Genomic DNA, 20,214 nt, shown 5'->3' with positions numbered 1-20,214 from the left:
ATTCACTCCTTTATTTAATCTAATGTTGGGAAGAAGTTTGATATTTCACCATGCTCATTAATAAAGCCTCTAAACTCTAGCCCATTGGAAGATGTTCCAACAATTTCTCTGCCATTGATGGTTCCATTCTTCATTGCTTCCTCACCCCATTGAATGATTTGTTCATCAGAAATTACTTTCGGATCATATACTGTTTTGGGATGAGAGACATTTTTTAGCTCCCCAGGAATAATCTTTCCTTCCATATCAAGCTTAGGAAATCCATATTCTATTTCATAGACCCCATCAATGGTAGGGTGCTTTTTCCTAGAAATAATACATTCATCTAGGTCCCAGCCTTTATCTTTAAAGGCTTTTTCAAAGTGCTCGAGATTATGGCCGCCAACGATGCCTTTTCCTTTTTTCCTGACGATATCCACTACTTTCACTAAATGCTCTTTATATCCTGGCTTAAATGAAACATTATTCTTCGGCGGCTTTGGTTTGTTATTGTCAGGTCGTTGTGGTGAGGGGGTGCGGTCCCTTTTGCCAAAAAGAGAATCCAGCCAGTTTTTTATCTTTTTGGATCCCAGTTTACCGAAAGGAATCCGGCTTAAGAGAAACCCTAACCCGGCTGCTAGAGCTGTTTCAGGTGTAAGTAATTTCTTTGGATTTCTAATGATGTCTGCAATCTGATTCCCGCTTTCAGCTAAACCAATCCCGGTGGACACGGCACCAATAGCTCCCCAGAGCCCTAAGAGAGGGAAGGTAAGAGCAAATGCACTGAGAATGATCATCCCTTTTTGAGAGGTGGATAGCCCACTCCACCAATGCTGTAAACTCTCAAACAAACAAGCAAAACAGGTAGTAGGGTTATTACCATTCAGGCTGATGTCCGAAAGAAGCCAGGTGGTGAATCCAATCAATAATAAGGTAACGAATGCAGTAAAAGATTTCAGCATGTTTGAGTTTAGTCCTGAAAGCAACTCTTTAGCTTCATGATTTCCATGAACGATGGTAAGACCTACTTCACGGCGCTCACGATAAAAGAGTAACAAAGATATATAACGTTGTTTGTCTAATAAGAAAGATCTGCAAAGCTGCCATATTTCTGAAAAAGGCTGAATCATCCTTTCGTGTTTTAAAAGAGGAAGTTGAGAGCGAACGGTATTTATATCTCGATAGTCAATGAATAAAGCGCCACATAGCATAAGTAAAAATAATGGCTTGGCTGCATAGCCGCTTCCAAAAAGGTCGTGGAAAAAAGTTAACCAGTCTGGCGCGCGAAAGTTAGCATTCCAGATGGCATGATCAAATATGGCCCAAGTTAATAAAAAGAGCGGAAAGAAGAAGGTAGAGTAGGTGAATTTATGTTTGAAGCGGAAGGCTAGACCAATACCCAGAGTAATAATAGCGGTTAAAAGTGGATGGCCAGCAGTCATTTTATCAGGTAGAAAACTTTCTTCAAAGTAACCAGGGAAAAGGGTGAATAGGTCCCAATGGAGGACCTTTCCGCCAAATAAAGTGACGCCATAATCAAATAACCCACCAGTGATCATTCGACGGGCGGTTTCCTCTAAGAATTGAAACCCAGCACCTATAGCGGCTCCAATCAGTGCATAGTCTGTTAAGCTCAATGTTGAGGCGCGCCGGGATAAAAATAAATAGAAGATGAGTGGAACCAGCTTCAGCACCTCCTCTGAAATGGGGGTGAGAAAGGCCATGCTCCATCCATCACTTGTAGAACCGCCCAAAATCGAGGTCATGGTGTAAACAACAAATGTATTAAGCGGAACAATTAGCCAAGCGCCTGCTAAAAAGAAATAAGTGTATTTTTTCCAAGTAAATGTTTTACTCCGACAGAGGAACCAGAATTGAATCAGAACATAGAAAGACCAGAAAAACTGAACAAACATTTTTCGAGCATCTTCCATAAAAATGATACTGAGAACGAGAACAATGATTGAAATCCATGAAAAAATGGTGATCAGCTTTTTTGTGAATGGATATTTTTGAATTAAATTTTTGCCGAATTGAGCAATAGATTCAAAAAAATTTCTTAGGGATATCCTCATTTTTAATACCATCTTCATCACTCCGAAGCAGTTATTGTATCTTCCTCACAAGACTTTAAATAACAATGCTTTCGGTTTCATACTATATACTAACTTCAATGAAAAATGAATAGGTCTAATATTCTAAATATTTTTCGAAACCCTTTTCAAATGGTCATTCTCCCATCTGACTTCCTGCCTTTTGAAAGGATTTAGCTTTATATAGAATGAATAAGGCGATCAATAAACCAGTCAAACCAAAGCTCAGAAGAATCGTATGAATGGAAACATCAAAGCTGACAAGTCCTGAAACAATCGCATAAGAAATAGGGTCAAATCCATTCATTGCTAAGAAGATGATGCTCATGACTCTGCCCATTAAACGATTCTCTGTAGTTTCTTGAACAGCAGTAAATATGGGAATAAACACAAAGGGCATACATAAACCAATAAAGAAGACAAGAGTAATTAAAAGAGATAAATGAGTTAGTCGGCTGAAGATGATAAATACAATCAAACAATAGATCAAACCGAATAATGCAACCTTCCCTTTAGACTTAATCGTATATTTGCTTAGGATGAACGTGCCTATTAACATGCCAGTCCCTAAGCTTACTTCCATATAGCTTAAATGAAGGGGCGTGCCCCCATGAATATCGACAAGTAATGGGATGGCGATTTGGAGGGAACCGAAGATAAAGAAATTCAATGTGATGAGAATCAGAATGCTCATGATGAGGAAGGATGATTTTCTGACGTAAGATAATCCCTCTTTAAAATCTTTTATCGGACTTTGGTGCTTATTATTTTCAACAGGTGCTTCTTTTAAAAAGGGTGGAAAGATGACAAATGCAGACATAATAACAAGACATGTAGCAATGATATAACTTAACGAAACCCCATTTGTCTCCATGGCAAGGCCTGCCAAAACAGGACCGATAATGAAGGAGACTTGGTCAGCGCCTTGAAAAACGGCGTTGGCTTCTTGGAGCTGGCGTTTCGCGACAATTTTGGGAATCATTGATGTACTGGCTGGTCCGAAGAAAGCATCTAATAAACCGAACATAGCCGAAATTGCTAATAGAATCGCAAGGGTCATCTGTTCATTCATGACGAGCATCGAGAGGACGACAAGCAGTAAACCCTGTGTCAGGTTGGTCACAAACATAATGGTCGTTTTTTAATATTTATCCGCGACCATTCCTCCGAAAATCATCATTAAAAGCCTTGGGATGGTCGCGGTCATTAAAACAATCCCCAATGACGAGGGAGAGCCTAAATCAGTTATGACATACCAAGTGGTCGTCGTTAAAAACATACAACAGCAAAGATTCCAGCAATAAAAAGTAAAATAAATGTACGGTTTTTCCAGATGCTCTGTATTGCTGGCTTCATAAGGATCCTCCTTAAAAGGAATAAATCATTGAGTATTAGTATTCCTTAAATAGTGGAGGTTACGCATTTGAGTTTTTACGGCTTTACCTTACTTATTTCATGGTTAAGCCGTCTTATGAAGGCCTTCGTAATCTTACTCATATGTTTTTTCTTTAAATGAACCCATCCATAATGAACAAGTTCATTCTCCAGTTCCTGTAATTGAACCATAGTAATCCCTGGTATTCCGAGGAAGGAATAATCCAACCCGATGGTGATGGCTTCACCAGTTGAAACTAAGTGGGTAATGGCACTCGTGTGATTGGTCTGAAAGATTAGTTCCTTTCGTGATCTTTCATCAAGCAGCCGATTCATTGTTTCATTTAAGTAATCATCTTGATAAAGCACAATTTCATGCCTTTTTAGATCTTCAGTCGTAATTAATCCTTTTTGAGCGAGTAAGGAGCCACTCTGCACACCAATCACCAGCTTCCCATTAAGAAGGGGTTCAAAGTGGAAACGATCCTCATTTACATCAAATGAGGATCCTGAGACAAGCTTACCTACATCGACTTCCTCATTTAATAATCGATGGGTGATTTCTTTAGGACCGAGTTCTTGCAATTCAACAATCACGTTGGGATTCTCTTTTTTAAAAGCAAATACAGCTGAAAGTAATGCGGTCGCTGGACCTGGTATGGTTGCGATGCGAATATGACCTTGCAGTATATCCGTGTAAGACATGGCCATTTCTTTGAATTCATCCACATTCGTCATGATTTCTTCTGCCTTCTTGATGAGTAATTCCCCTTCAGTCGTCAATTTAGCTCCTGAGCGCAACCGTTTAAAGAGAACAATATCTAATTCTGATTCAAGTCCGCTGATGGATTGGCTTAGGGCTGATAATGAAACATAAAGATTATTGGCAGCTGTTGTCAGCGATTTTGTTTTTGCCACTTCTATAAAATGACGGAGCTGTTCAAAGGTCATAGGATTCTCCTAACTTTCATTTTAATGTACCTAGCTTTAGTATATGTGAAGTCATTCCAAAGTAAAAAGAGTGATCATGCTTCATGGCGCAATAGGGTATCAGAGTGGTAGCGATTGTTTCTTGTGTAGTTGATACGCGCATTATTCAAGGGTATAAAGATGCCGGTTTAAAAGAATCAATGCAGAAAAAGATTATGGGCGGCGAATAAACAAAACGAAAAACCTTACCGATCCAATCAATCTCGTTTCGCTAATGAAGGTTATGCTTCTTTTAAATATGGAAAAAAGTTTCATGTGAAACATTCAAGGCAGTCTTCGTTTTTATTTAGTTTAAACCATCAGTATATAAAAAATGAAGAACGAGTTGAACCCCAATTGTTAGACACAATTGAGGCTCAGCCTTTTTACATTTTGGAACCAAAGTAAGTGGGCACAATTGTCTCAAAAGTAGTATTGTTGACCTCTTGGACAAGCTTTTTCACTTCGATATTGAAATAATTTAACATATTTTCCTCTGTCATGATATCAGAAACCGAACCAGTGATGACTGGTTGGTCTTTGGCTACCATAAGCACCTTTTCTCCGAAATAAAAGGCATGATTGGCATAGTGATTGATGATACAAGTAAGTCCTCGTTACCAGGCTGCTCCCTTTTTTCACCATGTGAGATCAATCATTACACAGATTATGAGATTTCACTTGTAAAGCCACACCCTATTTTTGCAGGAGTAGACCCTGATGATCTAACTTTTAATAAAGGAGTGGCGGGATTCTTTGCGAGAGGGACACATTCACCGATTCCAGCTGGTGCGGAAGTATTGATTACATTACCTGATGATATGCCAGTAACTTATATTGATCGCGTCTCTACAAAAGGAACCATTCTAGTTCATGCTGGAAGGGATCTCTTTGCCAATCGGATGCAAGGCAAGTCAACAGATCGAATCAGTGTTCAGCTATTGAAGTGGGTTTATGAAGAATCTAGCTTTATGAAAAGTTCAGGAGGGGGAAAATGAGAAAAATAGCCGTGATTTATAGTGGTAATAGTTCACATTACCGTACGATTAATGAACCGAAATATCGTAGGTATCTACATGAGCTCATTTATTTCCCTGATCTGCTGGAAACGTCTCTTGATCCGTATGATGTGCTAATTGTTCCTTCTCAATTAAATGAACAATTACTACTTGGGGCAAAACAAAAAATTGCTGATTTTGCCAATTGTGGAGGTGTGGTTGTGGCTTTTGGACCGTAGCCATGGGTGTGGCTGCCTAACCAAAAGTGGGAAGAACGGGAAACGAATTTCTGGTGGTGGAAGGAAGAAAGGTGCCAAAAGCGGCTTAGTTTTGGCGTCTCCAAAATATGACTTGTTTAACTACATTACTTTAGAGGATGCAACATGGCATCAACATGGTGTTTTTTGGCCGGTAGAAGGCGCACAAAAGCTTATTGCAACGGAAGATGGCGGGGCAGTCATGTATCTTGATCAAGTGAGTACTAAAGGTACTTGGCTGATAACCACATTGGACCCTGACTATCCTTTCGGCTCCTATTTTATGCCGGCGACTGAACGTTTTTTAGATGGGTTTTTACCTTGGCTCGCAGAAGGGGAAATATAAGATTAAGAAAAGGCACTTAAATGTTTTAAAGTGCCTTTTTTTTATAATTCTTGTTCATCATATCCATAAATCTCGAAATCCTTCTTATATAGTGTCCGTACAAGGCTCATTGTCTCCTCGTTATATAGACTTTCATACGACGGTATACAATCAGGGGAATCAAAAGGTATTGTTAAATCTGCATTTGTTCCATCCAAAGTCATAAACTTTGATAGGTGGTGGGGTGAATGGGTGATATCCATGATTGGAGAGGGAGGCAATTGATATTCCTGTTCCAGCATTTTAATACTTGATTGAAAATCTTCTACTTTAATATAGTCTTTTACGATATGTTCCTCACCATCAAGAAATTGTTGTGATATATGGATATCGATTTCTCCCGGTTTTACGCCTTTCTCCTTAATTAAATATAGAAACTCTTTAAACGAAAATCCTTCAGTGTGGTTTGGAAATGCATGATCTCTAACTGTAGGCCCATAAAGGACAGCATAAAAAGAACTGACCGCCCTTTTATAGGGGTTTCTTACAAGTTTATAAGTATTTTTCTTACCCTCTAATAAATCTGTATATACATTTTCAAAATACTCTTTATTCTGTTGAATAGATCGATAAGCATGAACCCATTGATTATACGCTAATGCTTCAGAAAGTTGGTCTGTTTGATGATAGAACCATTTGATGATGGATGTACAACCAGCTTTTGGACTCCAATAAATCACTAATGGAAAATCTGGATCATATAATGGTAATCCATTTTGGAAGGATTTTAAAATGATATCTCTCATATTATTATCCAATTCTTCACCTCATTTTTGATTTACTCCATTTTTCTGGTTTTGCATTTATACTAGAATATGATGAAATCCATGAAATGAAAGGTACAGGGGTTTATCAATTTTAAATCTTTTTAGATTATTCTTTGCAGTCTGTACTCTATATAGGAAAACAATAAAATGAGTGCATGGATAGGCAGTCATTTTAAGGCAAGTCGAAAATGATTGGTATATTTATAAAAAATTTAGAATACTTGCCATTGTATAACCAACACAATAACTATATAATAATAGCAATATAAAAATCAGAAATTACGGAAGATTATGGTTGTTTCCTTTTGTTATATCTAATAAAAAACATAAATGTAATAAAATATAACATTATTGGAAAATGATGTATTTAATTATCTTGGAATAGTTTTAAATAAGATTGTTAATGGAGGGATATGAATGGAATATAAACTGCTTCCGTTAGGTGACCAAGCTGTCATCATTGAATTTGGAACAGAAATCTCAACTAATATACAGAAAAAAATTCATTTAGTGACAGCTTATTTGGACGAGCAAGCCCCACCATGGATGATTGAATATATACCAGCATTTACGACGGTAACCATTTTTTATCAGCCTGCAGCCATATCAAGGCTTTGCAATCATCGGTATTTACCATTTGAATATGCTTCCGAATTAATAACTAGCTTGCTATCGTCAATAACTGGAGGCAAAACATCCGAACCTCGAGTGGTGAAAATTCCTGTTTGTTATGGCGGAGAATTTGGACCAGATATAGAAAACGTTGCAAAGCTAAATGGACTAACAACCGAAGAGGTTATCCATATTCATGCTACCGGCGTTTATTCTGTTTTCATGATAGGGTTTGCACCTGGTTTTCCATTTATCGGAGGAATGTCAGAAAAAATTGCAGCACCTCGAAGAGCTACCCCTCGTTTGAAGATTCCAGCTAGATCCGTTGGAATAGCGGGTATTCAAACAGGCGTTTATCCAATAGAAACGCCAGGAGGATGGCAGCTCATTGGACGTACTCCGCTAGAACTTTTTCGGCCAGATGATGCTGTGCCGAGTTTGTTACAGGCTGGAGATCAAGTTCAATTTACACCAATTAGTCTTGAAGAATATCAGGAATGGGAGAATGAGAACCAATGATTACGATCATTAAACCCGGCCTTCTTACGAGTATTCAAGATTTAGGCAGGTACGGGTACCAAAAGTATGGAGTGATAGCAAGCGGAGTGATGGATCCAATTGCTCACCGAGTTGCTAATCTGCTCGTCGGCAATGAGGAAAATGAATCGACAATTGAAATGACATTAATAGGGCCAACCATTCAATTTCACCAAGATACATTAATCGCTATATGCGGCGGGGATCTTTCTCCAGCTATAAATGGCAAGCCTATTGGTCTCTGGAGACCAATCTTCGTAAAAAAGGGCAGTGAACTGGCTTTTGGTAAGTGCCAAGCTGGCTGCCGTGCGTATCTTGCAGTTGCCGGGGGATTTTCAATTCAGTCAGTTATGGAAAGTAAATCAACGTATTTACGTGCTGAGATCGGCGGATATAAAGGACGAGCTTTCAAAAAAGGTGATGTTATTCATTTAGGGCAACCTAGTGAATTATCATCAAAAATGGTGCAAGCCTATAAAAGTCATTTATCCTCGGATTTTTTCTCAGATGCCTGGACTGTAGATGCAGGTTTTATACCAATTTATCAAAAGAAATCTGCTATAAGGGTGTTACAGGGAAGACACTACCACTTATTTTCAAAAGAGAGCCACAAAAAACTTTATACAGAAGGCTTTGAGGTTTCACCGCAATCGGATCGTATGGGCTATCGATTAATGGGTCCAAGTTTAACCTTGGAAAAGCCTGAGGAAATGATCTCTGAAGCAGTGGCATTTGGAACGATTCAAGTGCCTCCCGGTGGAGATTCAATTATTTTGCTGGCGGATAGACAAACGACAGGTGGATATCCAAAAATTGCCCAAGTGGCAACGGTTGATTTACCTTTCCTTGCACAGGCAAAGCCAGGAGATCAACTTCATTTCACCGAAATCACTCATGATGAAGCACAGCGTTTGATTCTTGAAAGGGAGAGAGAGCTGCAGGCACTGAAACAAGGTATCCAACTTAAATTTGCATAGGAGGAGTAAGTAATGGCGATAGTTGATTTGAATTGTGATATGGGAGAAAGCTTTGGCGCCTACAAAATGGGACGAGATGAAGAAATTCTAGATTATGTGACAAGTGCAAATATTGCTTGTGGATTTCATGCAGGCGACCCGGCAACAATGCGTAGAACTGTGCAATTGGCATTAGAAAAAGACGTAGCGATCGGTGTGCACCCTGGTTTGCAGGACTTAGTAGGCTTTGGCAGAAGAGAAATGAAAGTATCTCCGCAGGAAGCATACGATTTGGTTGTTTATCAAATCGGTGCTTTATCTGCTTTTGTTAAATCTGAAGGTGGAAAACTCCAGCATGTAAAACCCCATGGAGCACTCTTTAATATGGCTGCAAAGGATGTCCCGCTTTCTGAGGCGATTGCGGAGGCCATATATAAAGTGGATCCTGAACTTATTCTTTTCGGTCTGGCTGGAGGAGAACTAGTGGGAGCTGGGGAAAGAATCGGCTTGCGTTCAGCAAGTGAAGTGTTTTCTGATCGCACCTATCAGGTGGATGGCACATTAACATCGAGACGAGAAGAAAATGCACTAATTAAAAATCATGAAACGGCTGTCAATCAAGTCATTCGCATGGTTAAAGAGGGGAAGGTGTTGTCTCTTCAAGGCGTAGATGTAGCAATAAAAGCAGATACGGTTTGTATTCACGGTGATGGAGAAAATGCGCTGGAATTTGCCAAATATATATTATCAGCTTTGCAGCAAGCAGATATTCAAGTGGCTAAAATCGGTGACTTTTTAAAAAAATAACTTGAAACAGGGGGGTAATTTATGAAAACACAATCAACAAGAAGTATTATTTTAGGTGCTGCATTCCTGATGGCAACATCAGCTATTGGACCAGGATTCCTCACACAAACGACTGTTTTCACAGACAAGCTTTTAGCTAGTTTTGGTTTTGTTATTTTAATATCTATTATTATTGATATTGGTGCGCAAACAAATATTTGGCGTATTCTCGCCGTTTCTGAAAAGAAAGCTCAAGACATTGCAAATGATGTACTCCCTGGCCTTGGCTATTTTCTGGCAGCTCTCATCGTAATGGGGGGGTTAGCGTTTAATATTGGAAATATTGCTGGTGCCGGACTAGGAACCAATGTATTATTCGGCGTATCTCCAGAACTGGGCGCCTTATTGAGTGGAATCGTTGCAATATGTATATTCTTAGTGCGCGAAGCAGGTAAGGTAATGGACCGTTTCGCACAAGTAATGGGTTTTGTTATGATCGCCTTAATGGTGTATGTCATGTTTACTGCTCAGCCTCCTTATGGGGAAGCAGTTATTAAAACTTTTGCTCCTGATACCATTGATCTTTTAGCCATCGTCACCTTGGTTGGTGGAACTGTAGGAGGATATATCACTTTTGCTGGCGGTCACCGTTTGCTCGATGCTGGAATTAAAGGAAAAGAAGCGCTACCACAAGTGACAAAAAGTTCCGTAAGTGCAATCGGAATTGCTTCCATTATGAGGATTTTCTTATTCTTGGCGGCCTTAGGAATCGTATCCCAAGGATTGGCACTTAATCCTGATAATCCTGCGGCATCTGTATTCCAACATGCTGCTGGTGATGTAGGCTATAAAATCTTTGGTGTGATCATGTGGGCAGCTGCTGTTACATCCGTTGTTGGTGCGGCTTATACGTCCGTTTCATTTATTCGCACATTCAGCTCGTTCATAGATAAAAATGCCAAATGGTTTATTGTGGGTTTTATTGCTGTATCAACTATCGTATTTATTTCTATTGGACAACCAGTTAAGATTTTAGTATTAGTAGGTTCATTAAATGGACTAATTTTGCCAATTGCTTTAGGAGTCATGCTAGTGGCAGCTCATAAAGTGAAAATCGTCGGTGATTATAAGCACCCGTTTTGGATGACCATCTTTGGCATTATCATCGTGGTTGCAATGGCATTAATGGGCGGATACACATTATTTAATGGTATTCCACAATTATTTAAATAGATTGGAGGAACTTGAATTGTCTTCTTTTGCATTACTGAGTCCTTCTAAGGCTAGGGATATGATCCGTCAAGGCGAATGGGTAAAGCCAACATCAGGCGTTTCAAATGGATATATTCAAGCAAATCTTGCTGTTATTCCGAAAGAGCTGGCTTTTGATTTTTTACTCTTCTGCCAACGTAATCCAAAGCCTTGTCCGATTATTGATGTTATGGAGCCTGGCTCAGGTATACCCGAGCTCGCAGCACCAACTGGAAATATAAAAACGGATATTCCTAAGTACCGAATTTACAGACATGGTGAATTTGTTGAAGAAAGAACAGATGTATCTGACATATGGGATGACAATATGGTAGGTTTTTTAATTGGCTGCAGTTTTACGTTTGAGGATGCTCTATTAACCAATGGTGTACCAATCAGACATATTGAAGAAAACTGTAATGTACCGATGTATAAAACAAATATTCCATGTGTGAAGGCAGGTGCATTTGAAGGTCCTATGGTGGTCAGTATGAGACCCATGACAGAGAAGGAAGCGATTAGGGCTGTGCAAGTCACAAGCCGCTTCCCATCGGTTCATGGAGCACCTGTTCATATCGGCAATCCCGGTGCAATCGGAATTGAAAATATCCATCAACCAGAATTTGGAGACCCGGTAACAATTAAAGACGGTGAGGTACCTGTGTTTTGGGCTTGTGGAGTTACACCGCAAGCAGTGGCGATGCAAGTGAAGCCGGAGATTATCATTACACATGCGCCAGGTCATATGTTTATTACTGATTTGAAAAACGAGCAATTTGCGATTATTTAATAAAAATAGAGAGCTGACTCCCAGTCTGATTATAAGATATCAACTGGGAGTCAGTTTTTTTAATAAGGAGAGTGGCTGTGTTTTAAAAATTTGTAAACCGTTTGGTTTTCAATTCAAGGGGTATAAATGGTATAGATGTCCAATGCGCGGAGGTGGAATGAATGGTTCCTGAAGAAAGTTCCCTTATAAAATTGCCCTTTTTCTAATTCTAACCCGATTAAATCATGACGACTAAACTTAACCCTGGTCATTGAAGCTCTCTCCCATCCATTTCAAGAGCATAGACAAAAATTCTATGTGCAGCTTTTGCATAAGAACAATCCCACTTTACGGTAAATTCAAATAACATATTGTAATATCTTTCTTCAAGTTTGGCTCTTCCCTTTTTTGAATCGCTTTTAGGATATGGGACTTCTGGAAAATCCTTTTTTTCCAGAAGTAATGCCTTTTTCAATAATCTGAGTACAGACATAAGTCGATGTTATCGCTTCCTGATTTTTGATTGCATTATCTTTCATTCTTTTAGTAATCCTTTTAAGCAGCTGCCTTTGAGGGTAGCGTTTCAGAAAAAGGTTAAAAGAATAAAATTTGGTGATGAATCAATTTTTAAACTCGTTAAAAGTTTCTTTATATTAATCTCTTTTCTCTATTTGGATTAATTTAATTTCAGCTGGGTATGATTCTAATACTACTTCATACCAAATTGCCACCTTATCACCATTTTTTATTCCTTTTCCAAGAAACTTCATTCCACTATCATTTATTATTGATACTTCCTCAAACTTTCTTGAAAACATGATATCTTCATGTGAAAAGCCTTCTAAATCTGAAGTCTTGATATTTTCTCCTTTTATAAAATATGTGGTTCCTTGATAAAAGACAACATGGCCAATGTCGGTTGGTTGTCTTCCTTTTATAGAAATATTGTTACTAATTTCACTAAAAATCCAAATTCCAATAAGGAAAAATAGTAAAATTCCAAGATTAAAAATTGGTTTTGGGATTTTATTTTTTTTCATTGATTACACCGCCAAATAAAATTCATTTTATTTTCGTTTTGGGGAATATATTGATTGTTAACGCATATGTCTGTACCCCATAAAGCCGATTAAACTGATTTTTCAAACATCTGATTGAATGGAACAATATCTTGTATCTTTTGGTACTTTTTATATTTCGTCATATATTTTATTTAGATATCTTTGAAGCTGAAATTTTAACTCTTTGTTTTCCTTTTTTAATTCTTCATTTTTGTTTTTCAAGGAAGCAATAATAACATCTTTTGATGAGTCAGTGGTTTTTTTTTCAATTGTTTGGCTGATTTAAGCCCGATTTGTTGTTTTCGTAGGTGTTCAATTCTATCTCTTAATTCAGAATGATTATATAGAAAACTTTTTGAAACGCCAGATTTATTAGAAACATGATTGAAATTTATCATTTCTTTCTCATTTATCAAATCCTTTATAGCCTTATCAACTTTCTGATAAGCCACTTCAGTTTTTTCTTTTGCATGTCTTGAAATCCCTTTGATATTAGGGTTTTTATTCAAACCTTCCTTTTTTGGCAAATCTTCTCTCTTTTCTTTAGATATTCCGTAAATCCCCTCACCATTTTTTAATCCGTTAACAATTTGCTTATATCGTTTTAATTTCTCTGAAATAAGTTCTATAGGTCTCTCACGTTTCGCTCGTTTGTATATCTTTATATCTTCTTCCATTTTATGAACTTGCTCCTCATAAAAAGAAAGGAATGTCTGATCCACATGAAAGCTCCGACAGTTATTTTTAATACAAGGAGCATCCAACGATTGATTTAGGAAATCACAGTTTAATTTGGGGCTTTTAATACAAAAGCCATGCTCTAGTCTAATTGAATCTAAATTATGTCTAATTCATTCTAACTCTATTCCGTTTTCTTCTGCCTGAGAGGAAATATCAGCCGAAATTACCTCTCCTGATAATTCTAGCCTAATAGCCCCTTTACTTCTTGCTTGCTCCCATTCTTCTCGTAAAGTACGATCATGAATTTGGGCATAAACCAAAGTCATTTCTGGACTTGCATGTGCCATTAACTTTTGAACATGTATTAATTTCATTCCATTATTTATTAAGTTCACTCCATACCTATGGCGGAACCCATGTTTTTTAAAAAATATATCTCTCCGTTTTGATCTCTTATCTCACATTCTTGAGCCAATTTATTTAAATTCCTTGATAAAGTATTAGGAGAAATAGGATTTCCTACTCGAACTCCTGATAGAGTAGGAAACAAATAATTATTTGGGTTATTAATTTGGTTCGACAATTGTTTCGTCAGTTTTTGTTGTGCAATGATTGTTTTTGCTACTTCTTCAGAAATTGGTACCTTATGAGATTTATATTTTACTTTACTCTGATCTCCAACTAACCACCATCCATCCTGTTGTTTTAATAAACAGTCCAATTTTAGTGATACAACATCACTTACTCGAAATCCTGAAGCCTCCAATACTATTAGTATAGGAACAAATTTTTTGGGAAGTAATTCAAGATGATCTAATACTTGATTCCAGATATCATCAGGGATATATTTAATTTTACCCTCACGGTTATGCCTTCTATCAGAAATTTTTTTGTCTTCTGGCACAATATATTATGTATTTAACCCTAAAACAAAGAGCAGTAAGATAACGTAGAAAACGTTAACTACTGCTCTTCATGATAGTCTATATAAAGCATCAAGCTTTGAAATATTGTCATACGTCTCACCCCCCTCCCTAATGGAATGGAGTGAGCCGCCCCCCTTGAAGTACGGTCCATTATTATATTATAACATCATTCCTATGGAGTATTGAAGAAAGCCAAAAAATCGTTCCATTTAAAGGAGCGGTTTTTTAAATTCGCAAGCGATTGCTATTAGGATGTAAGATTTCTCATAAAGGGCTACAACCAGTAGTCCCCTTAGACTAGAGAAACAACTTTATTATCCGATTTAACATCAACTTCCGTACATGCAACTGAACCATTGCAAATTTCTCCACTATAATATCCTTAACATACAATATTTCCATTTTACTATCTGTACTCCATTAATAGCAAAGACATCAATAAATTGATGTTAAACCTTATTTTATTAATACTCCGATTATATATAAAATGACGATATGTACTGGATAGAATACATAGAAAAAATATTTTATCTCAATTCCTTTTTTACCATTATAAAATAATATAAAAGGAAGAGCAGCTATCATCATCCATTGATAGTTTGCAAAAGGGAACAAGTAATAAAGTATAGCATTCATGCTGCTTCCCCATTTATGAAATACTAGAAAAGTAATAATAGAAAAAAAACTATAAGAGATAGCAACTTTTACTTTATTATCTTTCATAAAATAAAATAAAACTCCTAAAATAATAAATAAGAATCCACCTTCTGAAAAAAACACATTTCCAAATAGCGAGCCATAAAATAAATATATTGGTTGAGTATTGTTAAGATTAGGTAATGAAATCACTTCAGCAAAAAAGAAACAAGCTAAGGTTGATAGAATCTGCCAAATAATAAAATAAATGATATATTTTACTTCTCTTTTATCAATTATAAATATAATAAAACCAATTAAGAACAAAGGAGTAAAAAAATTATTAGTAATATAGTTATATGTATCATTAAAATAGTAGTTAATAAAAAGATTTAAGAATGCCATAAAAACACTAAAGGAATACATACGTGACAAATACTTTATTCTGTTTGAAGTATGCATATAACCTATAGTGATACAATAAATAAAAATAGGAGCAGCGATTCTCCCAATCCAACCAAACCATTCAGGTGTATATGGAATAAATTGTCCAATATGATCAACTAACATAGCGAAAAGTGCTATAAATTTAAGAGTAGATGTTGTCACTAAATTCACCCTATTTGAAAATATTTTACTATTTTAAAAAGTCTATTCACAAAAATATTAACACCACTAAAATTTGTGGTGTTAATATTTTTTTCTATTGGAACTTACAAATTTATTTGATTACTGAAATGAGCCACTAAAATTACTCGGTGCATAGAAAGCTGCATAATAAAGGTCATTTGCATTCAATCCAGAGATGGGAGTATACACACCACTATTTGGACTTATTGTAATAGTCTTATGTGCTATAAGACTTCCTCGTTTGTATATTTTTACAGTTAGTGTGCGATTGGTATGATTCCAAAGATCCATATGAACTAAAGTTTTACCTTTAAAATGATTATTTGTATATAAGGTGCTTGCTTGCGCTGAACCAGAAACATTCATCTTTTGATATCTAAGATCAATATATGCACCTGCACCAGGTTTGTTTAATCCAAATGGAGTTATTTCACCATTCAATACTTCATCTTCGACAATAGGAGGCTCTGTGGAAACATTAATATTTTCAGTTTGTTCTGCTGCACTTGTATTTATTGTGCCCCAAAAAAACATAAACACAATAGATAAGATAGATATTTTTACTTTATTCACTTGTTATCTCCTCTTTTTTAATTTTTTGTATTAAAAGGTATATATATCCATGTTGCATGCAGGTAAAATTTTACTAAATCTCTTTAAATTATACAACACAAAATTTGAAATATTTTAAAATATCTTATAATTAATTAGTAAATATACGACACATTATTACATCGGTCCCGCATCAAGAGGTACTACTGCCATCCAAAAACAAAAACAGTAAGTACTTGATTTTCAACCTCAGAATATTTCTTTTTCGAAGAATTTAGTAGAAAAATAAAAACGTGCTAATTTTAGTATATTATTTTTGGGGTTCAGCCGACAAAACGCAGATATTATACGCTAACGATTACCAAAAACGATCACACAATTTTCCACAAAATATTATATATCAGAGGTCAACAGCACTACATCCGGTAAAGAAATTTCGAGAATATTAGGTGGGATTTTCCGCGTGGAAGAACTCTACCAGGAGGTGAAAGAGAGGCTTTCCTTCCTTTACCAAAACCAGCAGAGCATCTCTGATAAAAGCATGAATTACTTATTACAAATCCTAACTATTTTCTCAACGATATCCGGTCTCTTCGGTATGAATTTAATCATTGAGGATTGGCAAGGTAGAATCCCTTGGAATAAAATGGGCAACTACTCAATATTCGAGTGGATTGCTGTCCTGGTGACAACGACAGGGGTATTCATTTCACTTATTCTGGGAGCTGTTTTCATAAAAGACTGGTTAAAAAGCCGGAAAAACCAGATTCGTTAATATGCTAGGATTCTTACTTTAGTAGGAATCTTTTTTTGTTTTTCAATAGAGAGTGCTTTACAGAGTAATATCATCCTTATATAGTAAATAATGGTATATAATGTTCTTTTAGAAAGGGTAGTCAAAATGAAATGTAGTAAGTATTTTGCTTTGTTATCTATGATGAGTCTGGCTATATTATTTTCTTGGGGTTGTGGAGTGAGGGAGCCTGTGACAGTGGAGAATGATTTATTTGAGGCAACTAAACAAGTATCCTTGGACGGGAACCAAGAGACACAGAAATTATCTGTTGAAGATGAATTTACTATCCCTTTGCATGACGATAGGGCTGAGCCTTTAATTGTCTATCATACAACCGAACTTTTGAACTTGAGGGAAGGTCCCTCTGGCGAAAATCCTATCATAACAACCATTCCTAAAGGGGAAGAGCTTACATATCTTTCTGCTGATGGCGAGTGGCTGGAGGTTTCTTACGGAGGAGATAAGGGCTATGTGCATAAAAATTATTTGCAAGAATCTCATCGGCAGCAGTTAGTAGGAAATATCTCTGTAACTATGACTGAAGAGCGTGATGTAGTTATTTTAATGTATCATGCGATAGATGAATATAATGGTAAAGGCGGGCAGGAGCTTTACGTCACGCCAGCAAATTTCGAAAGCCAGATGCAATATTTAAAATCAGAGGGTTTTACGCCAATTTCCTTTGCAGACTTAGTAAATTTAGAAGGTATTGAAAAGCCAGTATTGATTACTTTTGATGATGGCTATAAAAATAATATGAATGCTTATCTAATATTGCAGAAGCTGGATGATGAAGATTTCCAGGCAAAAGCAACAATCTTTATGATAGGCAGCAAGATTGATAAAAAAACAGGTTTATCTACAGAACAATTAAAGGAAATGGCCGCCTCTGGCATTATTTCCATTCAATCTCACACTGAAACACACCCATCCTTGACAGAGATTACTGATTTTGAACAGGAATTAAATGAGATTAAATTTAAGCTTGAAGGTATTACAGGTGAGAAGGTTATTGCCATTGCCTATCCTGCTGGAAAGTATGATAATAGAGTAATAGAAGAAACGCAGAAATATTATGAGTTTGCTGTAACGACCCATCAGGGTATTGCCAATACAAGTGAATCTCCATACGAGATGAAAAGAATTCGGATTAATTACAGTACAGATTTATCAGGATTTAAATACTTGGTCAATCATTAAAGGGAAATTAGGTTAAAAGAAGAAACTAAAATAGTAGTTTTTTTTTCTTTGTTGAGGTGTTTTTTATATGGAAATCTTTTTGTTTTTTATTATTATCTTTGTTGCCTCGGTCCTTCAAGCTAGTACAGGCTTTGGGTTCTCTATCTTGGCTACTCCTTTTTTATTATTGTTATTCCAACCGGCTGAGGCCATTCAAATCAACTTGATTTTATCGCTGTTTATTTCGCTTTCATTAATGGGCAGAGTCAGCAAGGATATTGACAAGGGGATATTAAAAAGGCTGGTGCTTGGGAGTACGTTAGGACTGCCAATAGGGATGATTATCTTTTTATTTATTGATATAGAATGGCTTAAAATAGCGATTGGTCTTATGGTGCTAGTATTAACGATTCTCATGATGCTTCAATTTAGGCTTCACCAAACAAGTGGAAGAGATCTGGGTGTTGGTAGCATGTCAGGGGCATTGACAACGAGCATTGGCATGCCAGGACCACCGTTACTACTTTACTTTTCGGGTACGGATACGGAAAAGAAAAAGCTACGTGGGACAACGCTTGCCTTTTATTTGTTTATATATGTAATCAGTTTGCTGATTCAAATGATATTTGCTGGAACAACAAAGACTGTTTGGATTTCTAGTGGAGCGGCAATACCGATTGCTATATTAGGAATCTTTGCTGGACAAATTCTTTTCAAATGGGTCAGCCAACGTGTCTTTCAGATATTTACTTATATTATTTTGCTGTTTACAGGGCTGTATTTGCTGGTGGAGAGTTTGTGGTAAAGACAGAAAAGGAGACAGGTGGAGGTTTTATCCACCTGTCTTTTTAGTTCCTATTAAATTTCGGTTTTCACTAATTCCTCAAAGAATTTGATGTTTTGCTCAAATTGAGGTATGGAGTGATTTGTCTCAGCTTCTTTCACAAGTGTGACTACTAAGTCATTAAATGGCGTACGAACGCCATGCTCTTTGTCTTTTGCAGAAGCGACACCGTTAATACCCTTGAATCAGCACGTGCAGGTGAACAGGGGAAAGGGTTTGCGGTAGTTGCTGATGTAGTGCGAAAGCTTGCTGAGCAAAGTGCAAATATCACTGTTTCCATTTCAGAAGTGACGAACACGCTTTTCCATAAATCGAAGGAAGCATGGGAAAAATCCATCGAGGGGGAAGCGGCAGTCATTGAAGGACAAAATCTTTTGAATGAAGTAGCTTCCTATTTCACTGAAATCAAAGATGCATTTCAGGAGACAAATACGGATTTGTCAAAAGGTATGAGTGAAATTAAGTCGGCAACAGACTCGTTCTCCCATATTCAAATGCAGATAGAGAACATTGCTAATATATCTGAAGAAAATGCTGCTTCAACAGAGGAAATCGTGGCGACACTAGAGGATGAGCATGATATGATTTCATCCATTAACAAATCTGTTGCTGAAATCAAGAAATTAAGCAGGTCTTTAAAGGAAATGACAACCCAGGATCAATAAAGGTAAAAATGGGGCTATCCCAAGAATAAAACGGTTGGAGAAAAGTATATTTTTTCTCCAACTGTTTTTGTTTTTAGAGATCTTTCTTGAAAATGTATCTGAATCTGTTCAGGCACTGGATTGGTAGGGTAAATAGATTAATCAACTAGTGACCGGTTTGCCTGTCACTCGGTCAGAGGGGTAACTAGTTTAATCAACTAGTGCCCTGTTTGTCTGTCACTCGGTCAGAGGGGTAACTAGTTTAATCAACTAGTGCCCGGTTTGCCTGTCACTCGGTCATAGGGGTAACTAGTTTAATCAACTAGTGCCCGGTTTGCCTGTCACTCGGTGGGTAACTAGTTTAATCAACTAGTGCCCGGTTTGCCTGTCACTCGGTCATAGGGGTAACTAGTTTAATCAACTAGTGCCCTGTTTGCCTGTCACTCGGTCAGAGGGGTAACTAGTTTAATCAACTAGTGCCCGGTTTGCCTGTCACTCGGTCATAGGGGTAACTAGTTTAATCAACTAGTGC

Annotated in this window: 22 protein-coding genes and 1 pseudogene; 11 read left to right on the top strand and 12 right to left on the bottom strand. The window is 37.1% G+C overall.

Going from position 1 to position 20,214, the window contains the following annotated elements:
• Positions 1-14: 14 nt before the first annotated feature.
• From J2S17_RS18295 to J2S17_RS18280, 4 genes are all read right to left on the bottom strand, one after another.
• Positions 15-2,066, bottom strand: a complete 2,052-nt coding sequence (locus J2S17_RS18295) for an EndoU domain-containing protein (protein WP_307477218.1) — start codon at positions 2,064-2,066, stop codon at positions 15-17.
• A 142-nt stretch (positions 2,067-2,208) separates the two neighbouring features.
• Positions 2,209-3,153 carry an MFS transporter gene (locus tag J2S17_RS18290; protein ID WP_307477291.1) on the bottom strand — a complete coding sequence of 315 codons (945 nt, stop codon included), beginning with the start codon at positions 3,151-3,153 and terminating at the stop codon, positions 2,209-2,211.
• Between the two features lie 350 nt (positions 3,154-3,503).
• Entirely contained in the window at positions 3,504-4,397 is an 894-nt protein-coding gene (locus J2S17_RS18285; protein ID WP_307477217.1) for a LysR family transcriptional regulator, read from the bottom strand.
• 404 nt (positions 4,398-4,801) lie between these two features.
• Complete coding sequence (locus J2S17_RS18280; RefSeq protein ID WP_307477216.1) at positions 4,802-4,966, bottom strand: hypothetical protein; 165 nt, start codon at positions 4,964-4,966, stop codon at positions 4,802-4,804.
• A gap of 27 nt (positions 4,967-4,993) precedes the next feature.
• Between J2S17_RS18280 and J2S17_RS18275 the strand changes: the two genes are divergently transcribed.
• Both J2S17_RS18275 and J2S17_RS18270 read left to right on the top strand, forming a co-directional pair.
• Positions 4,994-5,413 (top strand): hypothetical protein, encoded by a 420-nt coding sequence (locus J2S17_RS18275; RefSeq protein ID WP_307477215.1) that lies wholly within the window; start codon positions 4,994-4,996, stop codon positions 5,411-5,413.
• A pseudogene (locus J2S17_RS18270) lies at positions 5,410-6,016 on the top strand (hypothetical protein). The gene J2S17_RS18275 and the pseudogene J2S17_RS18270 overlap by 4 nt, the downstream one beginning before the upstream one ends.
• 41 nt (positions 6,017-6,057) lie before the next feature.
• On the opposite strand, the gene J2S17_RS18265 reads toward J2S17_RS18270, so the two are convergent.
• Positions 6,058-6,813: a sulfotransferase family 2 domain-containing protein gene (locus tag J2S17_RS18265; RefSeq protein ID WP_307477214.1), complete on the bottom strand. Its 756-nt coding sequence runs from the start codon at positions 6,811-6,813 to the stop codon at positions 6,058-6,060.
• A gap of 426 nt (positions 6,814-7,239) precedes the next feature.
• On the opposite strand from J2S17_RS18265, the gene pxpB reads away from it, so the two are divergent.
• From pxpB to J2S17_RS18240, 5 genes are read left to right on the top strand one after another with little or no spacing between them, the layout of a single operon-like run.
• The gene (gene pxpB, locus J2S17_RS18260; RefSeq protein WP_307477213.1) at positions 7,240-7,953 is read left to right on the top strand and encodes a 5-oxoprolinase subunit PxpB; all 714 of its coding nucleotides are present in this window, start codon (positions 7,240-7,242) and stop codon (positions 7,951-7,953) included.
• Complete coding sequence (locus J2S17_RS18255) at positions 7,950-8,948, top strand: 5-oxoprolinase subunit C family protein (RefSeq protein ID WP_307477212.1); 999 nt, start codon at positions 7,950-7,952, stop codon at positions 8,946-8,948. The genes pxpB and J2S17_RS18255 overlap by 4 nt, the downstream gene beginning before the upstream one ends.
• Before the next feature lie 12 nt (positions 8,949-8,960).
• Positions 8,961-9,734 (top strand): LamB/YcsF family protein, encoded by a 774-nt coding sequence (locus J2S17_RS18250; protein WP_307477211.1) that lies wholly within the window; start codon positions 8,961-8,963, stop codon positions 9,732-9,734.
• A 21-nt stretch (positions 9,735-9,755) separates the two neighbouring features.
• Positions 9,756-10,946 carry an NRAMP family divalent metal transporter gene (locus J2S17_RS18245; protein WP_307477210.1) on the top strand — a complete coding sequence of 397 codons (1,191 nt, stop codon included), beginning with the start codon at positions 9,756-9,758 and terminating at the stop codon, positions 10,944-10,946.
• A 16-nt stretch (positions 10,947-10,962) separates the two neighbouring features.
• Positions 10,963-11,754 (top strand): putative hydro-lyase, encoded by a 792-nt coding sequence (locus tag J2S17_RS18240; protein WP_307477209.1) that lies wholly within the window; start codon positions 10,963-10,965, stop codon positions 11,752-11,754.
• A gap of 247 nt (positions 11,755-12,001) precedes the next feature.
• On the opposite strand, the gene J2S17_RS18235 is transcribed toward J2S17_RS18240, so the two are convergent.
• The 7 genes from J2S17_RS18235 to J2S17_RS18205 form a co-directional block, all read right to left on the bottom strand.
• Complete coding sequence (locus J2S17_RS18235) at positions 12,002-12,208, bottom strand: hypothetical protein (RefSeq protein WP_307477208.1); 207 nt, start codon at positions 12,206-12,208, stop codon at positions 12,002-12,004.
• A 178-nt stretch (positions 12,209-12,386) separates the two neighbouring features.
• On the bottom strand, positions 12,387-12,773 hold the full coding sequence (locus J2S17_RS18230; protein WP_307477207.1) for a DUF3221 domain-containing protein: 387 nt from the start codon (positions 12,771-12,773) through the stop codon (positions 12,387-12,389).
• 239 nt (positions 12,774-13,012) lie between these two features.
• Positions 13,013-13,516 (bottom strand): DUF6262 family protein, encoded by a 504-nt coding sequence (locus J2S17_RS18225; RefSeq protein WP_307477206.1) that lies wholly within the window; start codon positions 13,514-13,516, stop codon positions 13,013-13,015.
• A 129-nt stretch (positions 13,517-13,645) separates the two neighbouring features.
• Positions 13,646-13,849, bottom strand: coding sequence for a hypothetical protein (locus tag J2S17_RS18220; RefSeq protein WP_307477205.1), 204 nt, complete (start codon positions 13,847-13,849; stop codon positions 13,646-13,648).
• Positions 13,850-13,866: 17 nt separating this feature from the next.
• On the bottom strand, positions 13,867-14,379 hold the full coding sequence (locus J2S17_RS18215) for a tyrosine-type recombinase/integrase (protein ID WP_307477204.1): 513 nt from the start codon (positions 14,377-14,379) through the stop codon (positions 13,867-13,869).
• A gap of 478 nt (positions 14,380-14,857) precedes the next feature.
• Positions 14,858-15,646 (bottom strand): TraX family protein, encoded by a 789-nt coding sequence (locus J2S17_RS18210; protein WP_307477203.1) that lies wholly within the window; start codon positions 15,644-15,646, stop codon positions 14,858-14,860.
• A 120-nt stretch (positions 15,647-15,766) separates the two neighbouring features.
• On the bottom strand, positions 15,767-16,240 hold the full coding sequence (locus J2S17_RS18205) for a hypothetical protein (RefSeq protein WP_307477202.1): 474 nt from the start codon (positions 16,238-16,240) through the stop codon (positions 15,767-15,769).
• A gap of 442 nt (positions 16,241-16,682) precedes the next feature.
• On the opposite strand from J2S17_RS18205, the gene J2S17_RS18200 reads away from it, so the two are divergent.
• The 4 genes from J2S17_RS18200 (at position 16,683) to J2S17_RS18185 (ending at position 19,703) form a co-directional block, all read left to right on the top strand.
• Entirely contained in the window at positions 16,683-16,994 is a 312-nt protein-coding gene (locus J2S17_RS18200) for a magnesium transporter CorA family protein (RefSeq protein WP_307477201.1), read from the top strand.
• A 126-nt stretch (positions 16,995-17,120) separates the two neighbouring features.
• On the top strand, positions 17,121-18,215 hold the full coding sequence (locus tag J2S17_RS18195; protein ID WP_307477200.1) for a polysaccharide deacetylase family protein: 1,095 nt from the start codon (positions 17,121-17,123) through the stop codon (positions 18,213-18,215).
• A 67-nt stretch (positions 18,216-18,282) separates the two neighbouring features.
• Complete coding sequence (locus J2S17_RS18190; protein ID WP_307477199.1) at positions 18,283-18,999, top strand: sulfite exporter TauE/SafE family protein; 717 nt, start codon at positions 18,283-18,285, stop codon at positions 18,997-18,999.
• 179 nt (positions 19,000-19,178) lie between these two features.
• The gene (locus J2S17_RS18185; protein ID WP_307477198.1) at positions 19,179-19,703 is read left to right on the top strand and encodes a methyl-accepting chemotaxis protein; all 525 of its coding nucleotides are present in this window, start codon (positions 19,179-19,181) and stop codon (positions 19,701-19,703) included.
• Positions 19,704-20,214: the final 511 nt, after the last annotated feature.

Source organism: Cytobacillus purgationiresistens (assembly GCF_030813235.1).
Lineage (GTDB): Bacteria > Bacillota > Bacilli > Bacillales > Cytobacillaceae > Cytobacillus > Cytobacillus purgationiresistens.
The sequence above is the reverse complement of the archived record's forward strand: the minus strand, read 5'-3'. Positions and strand labels throughout refer to the sequence as shown.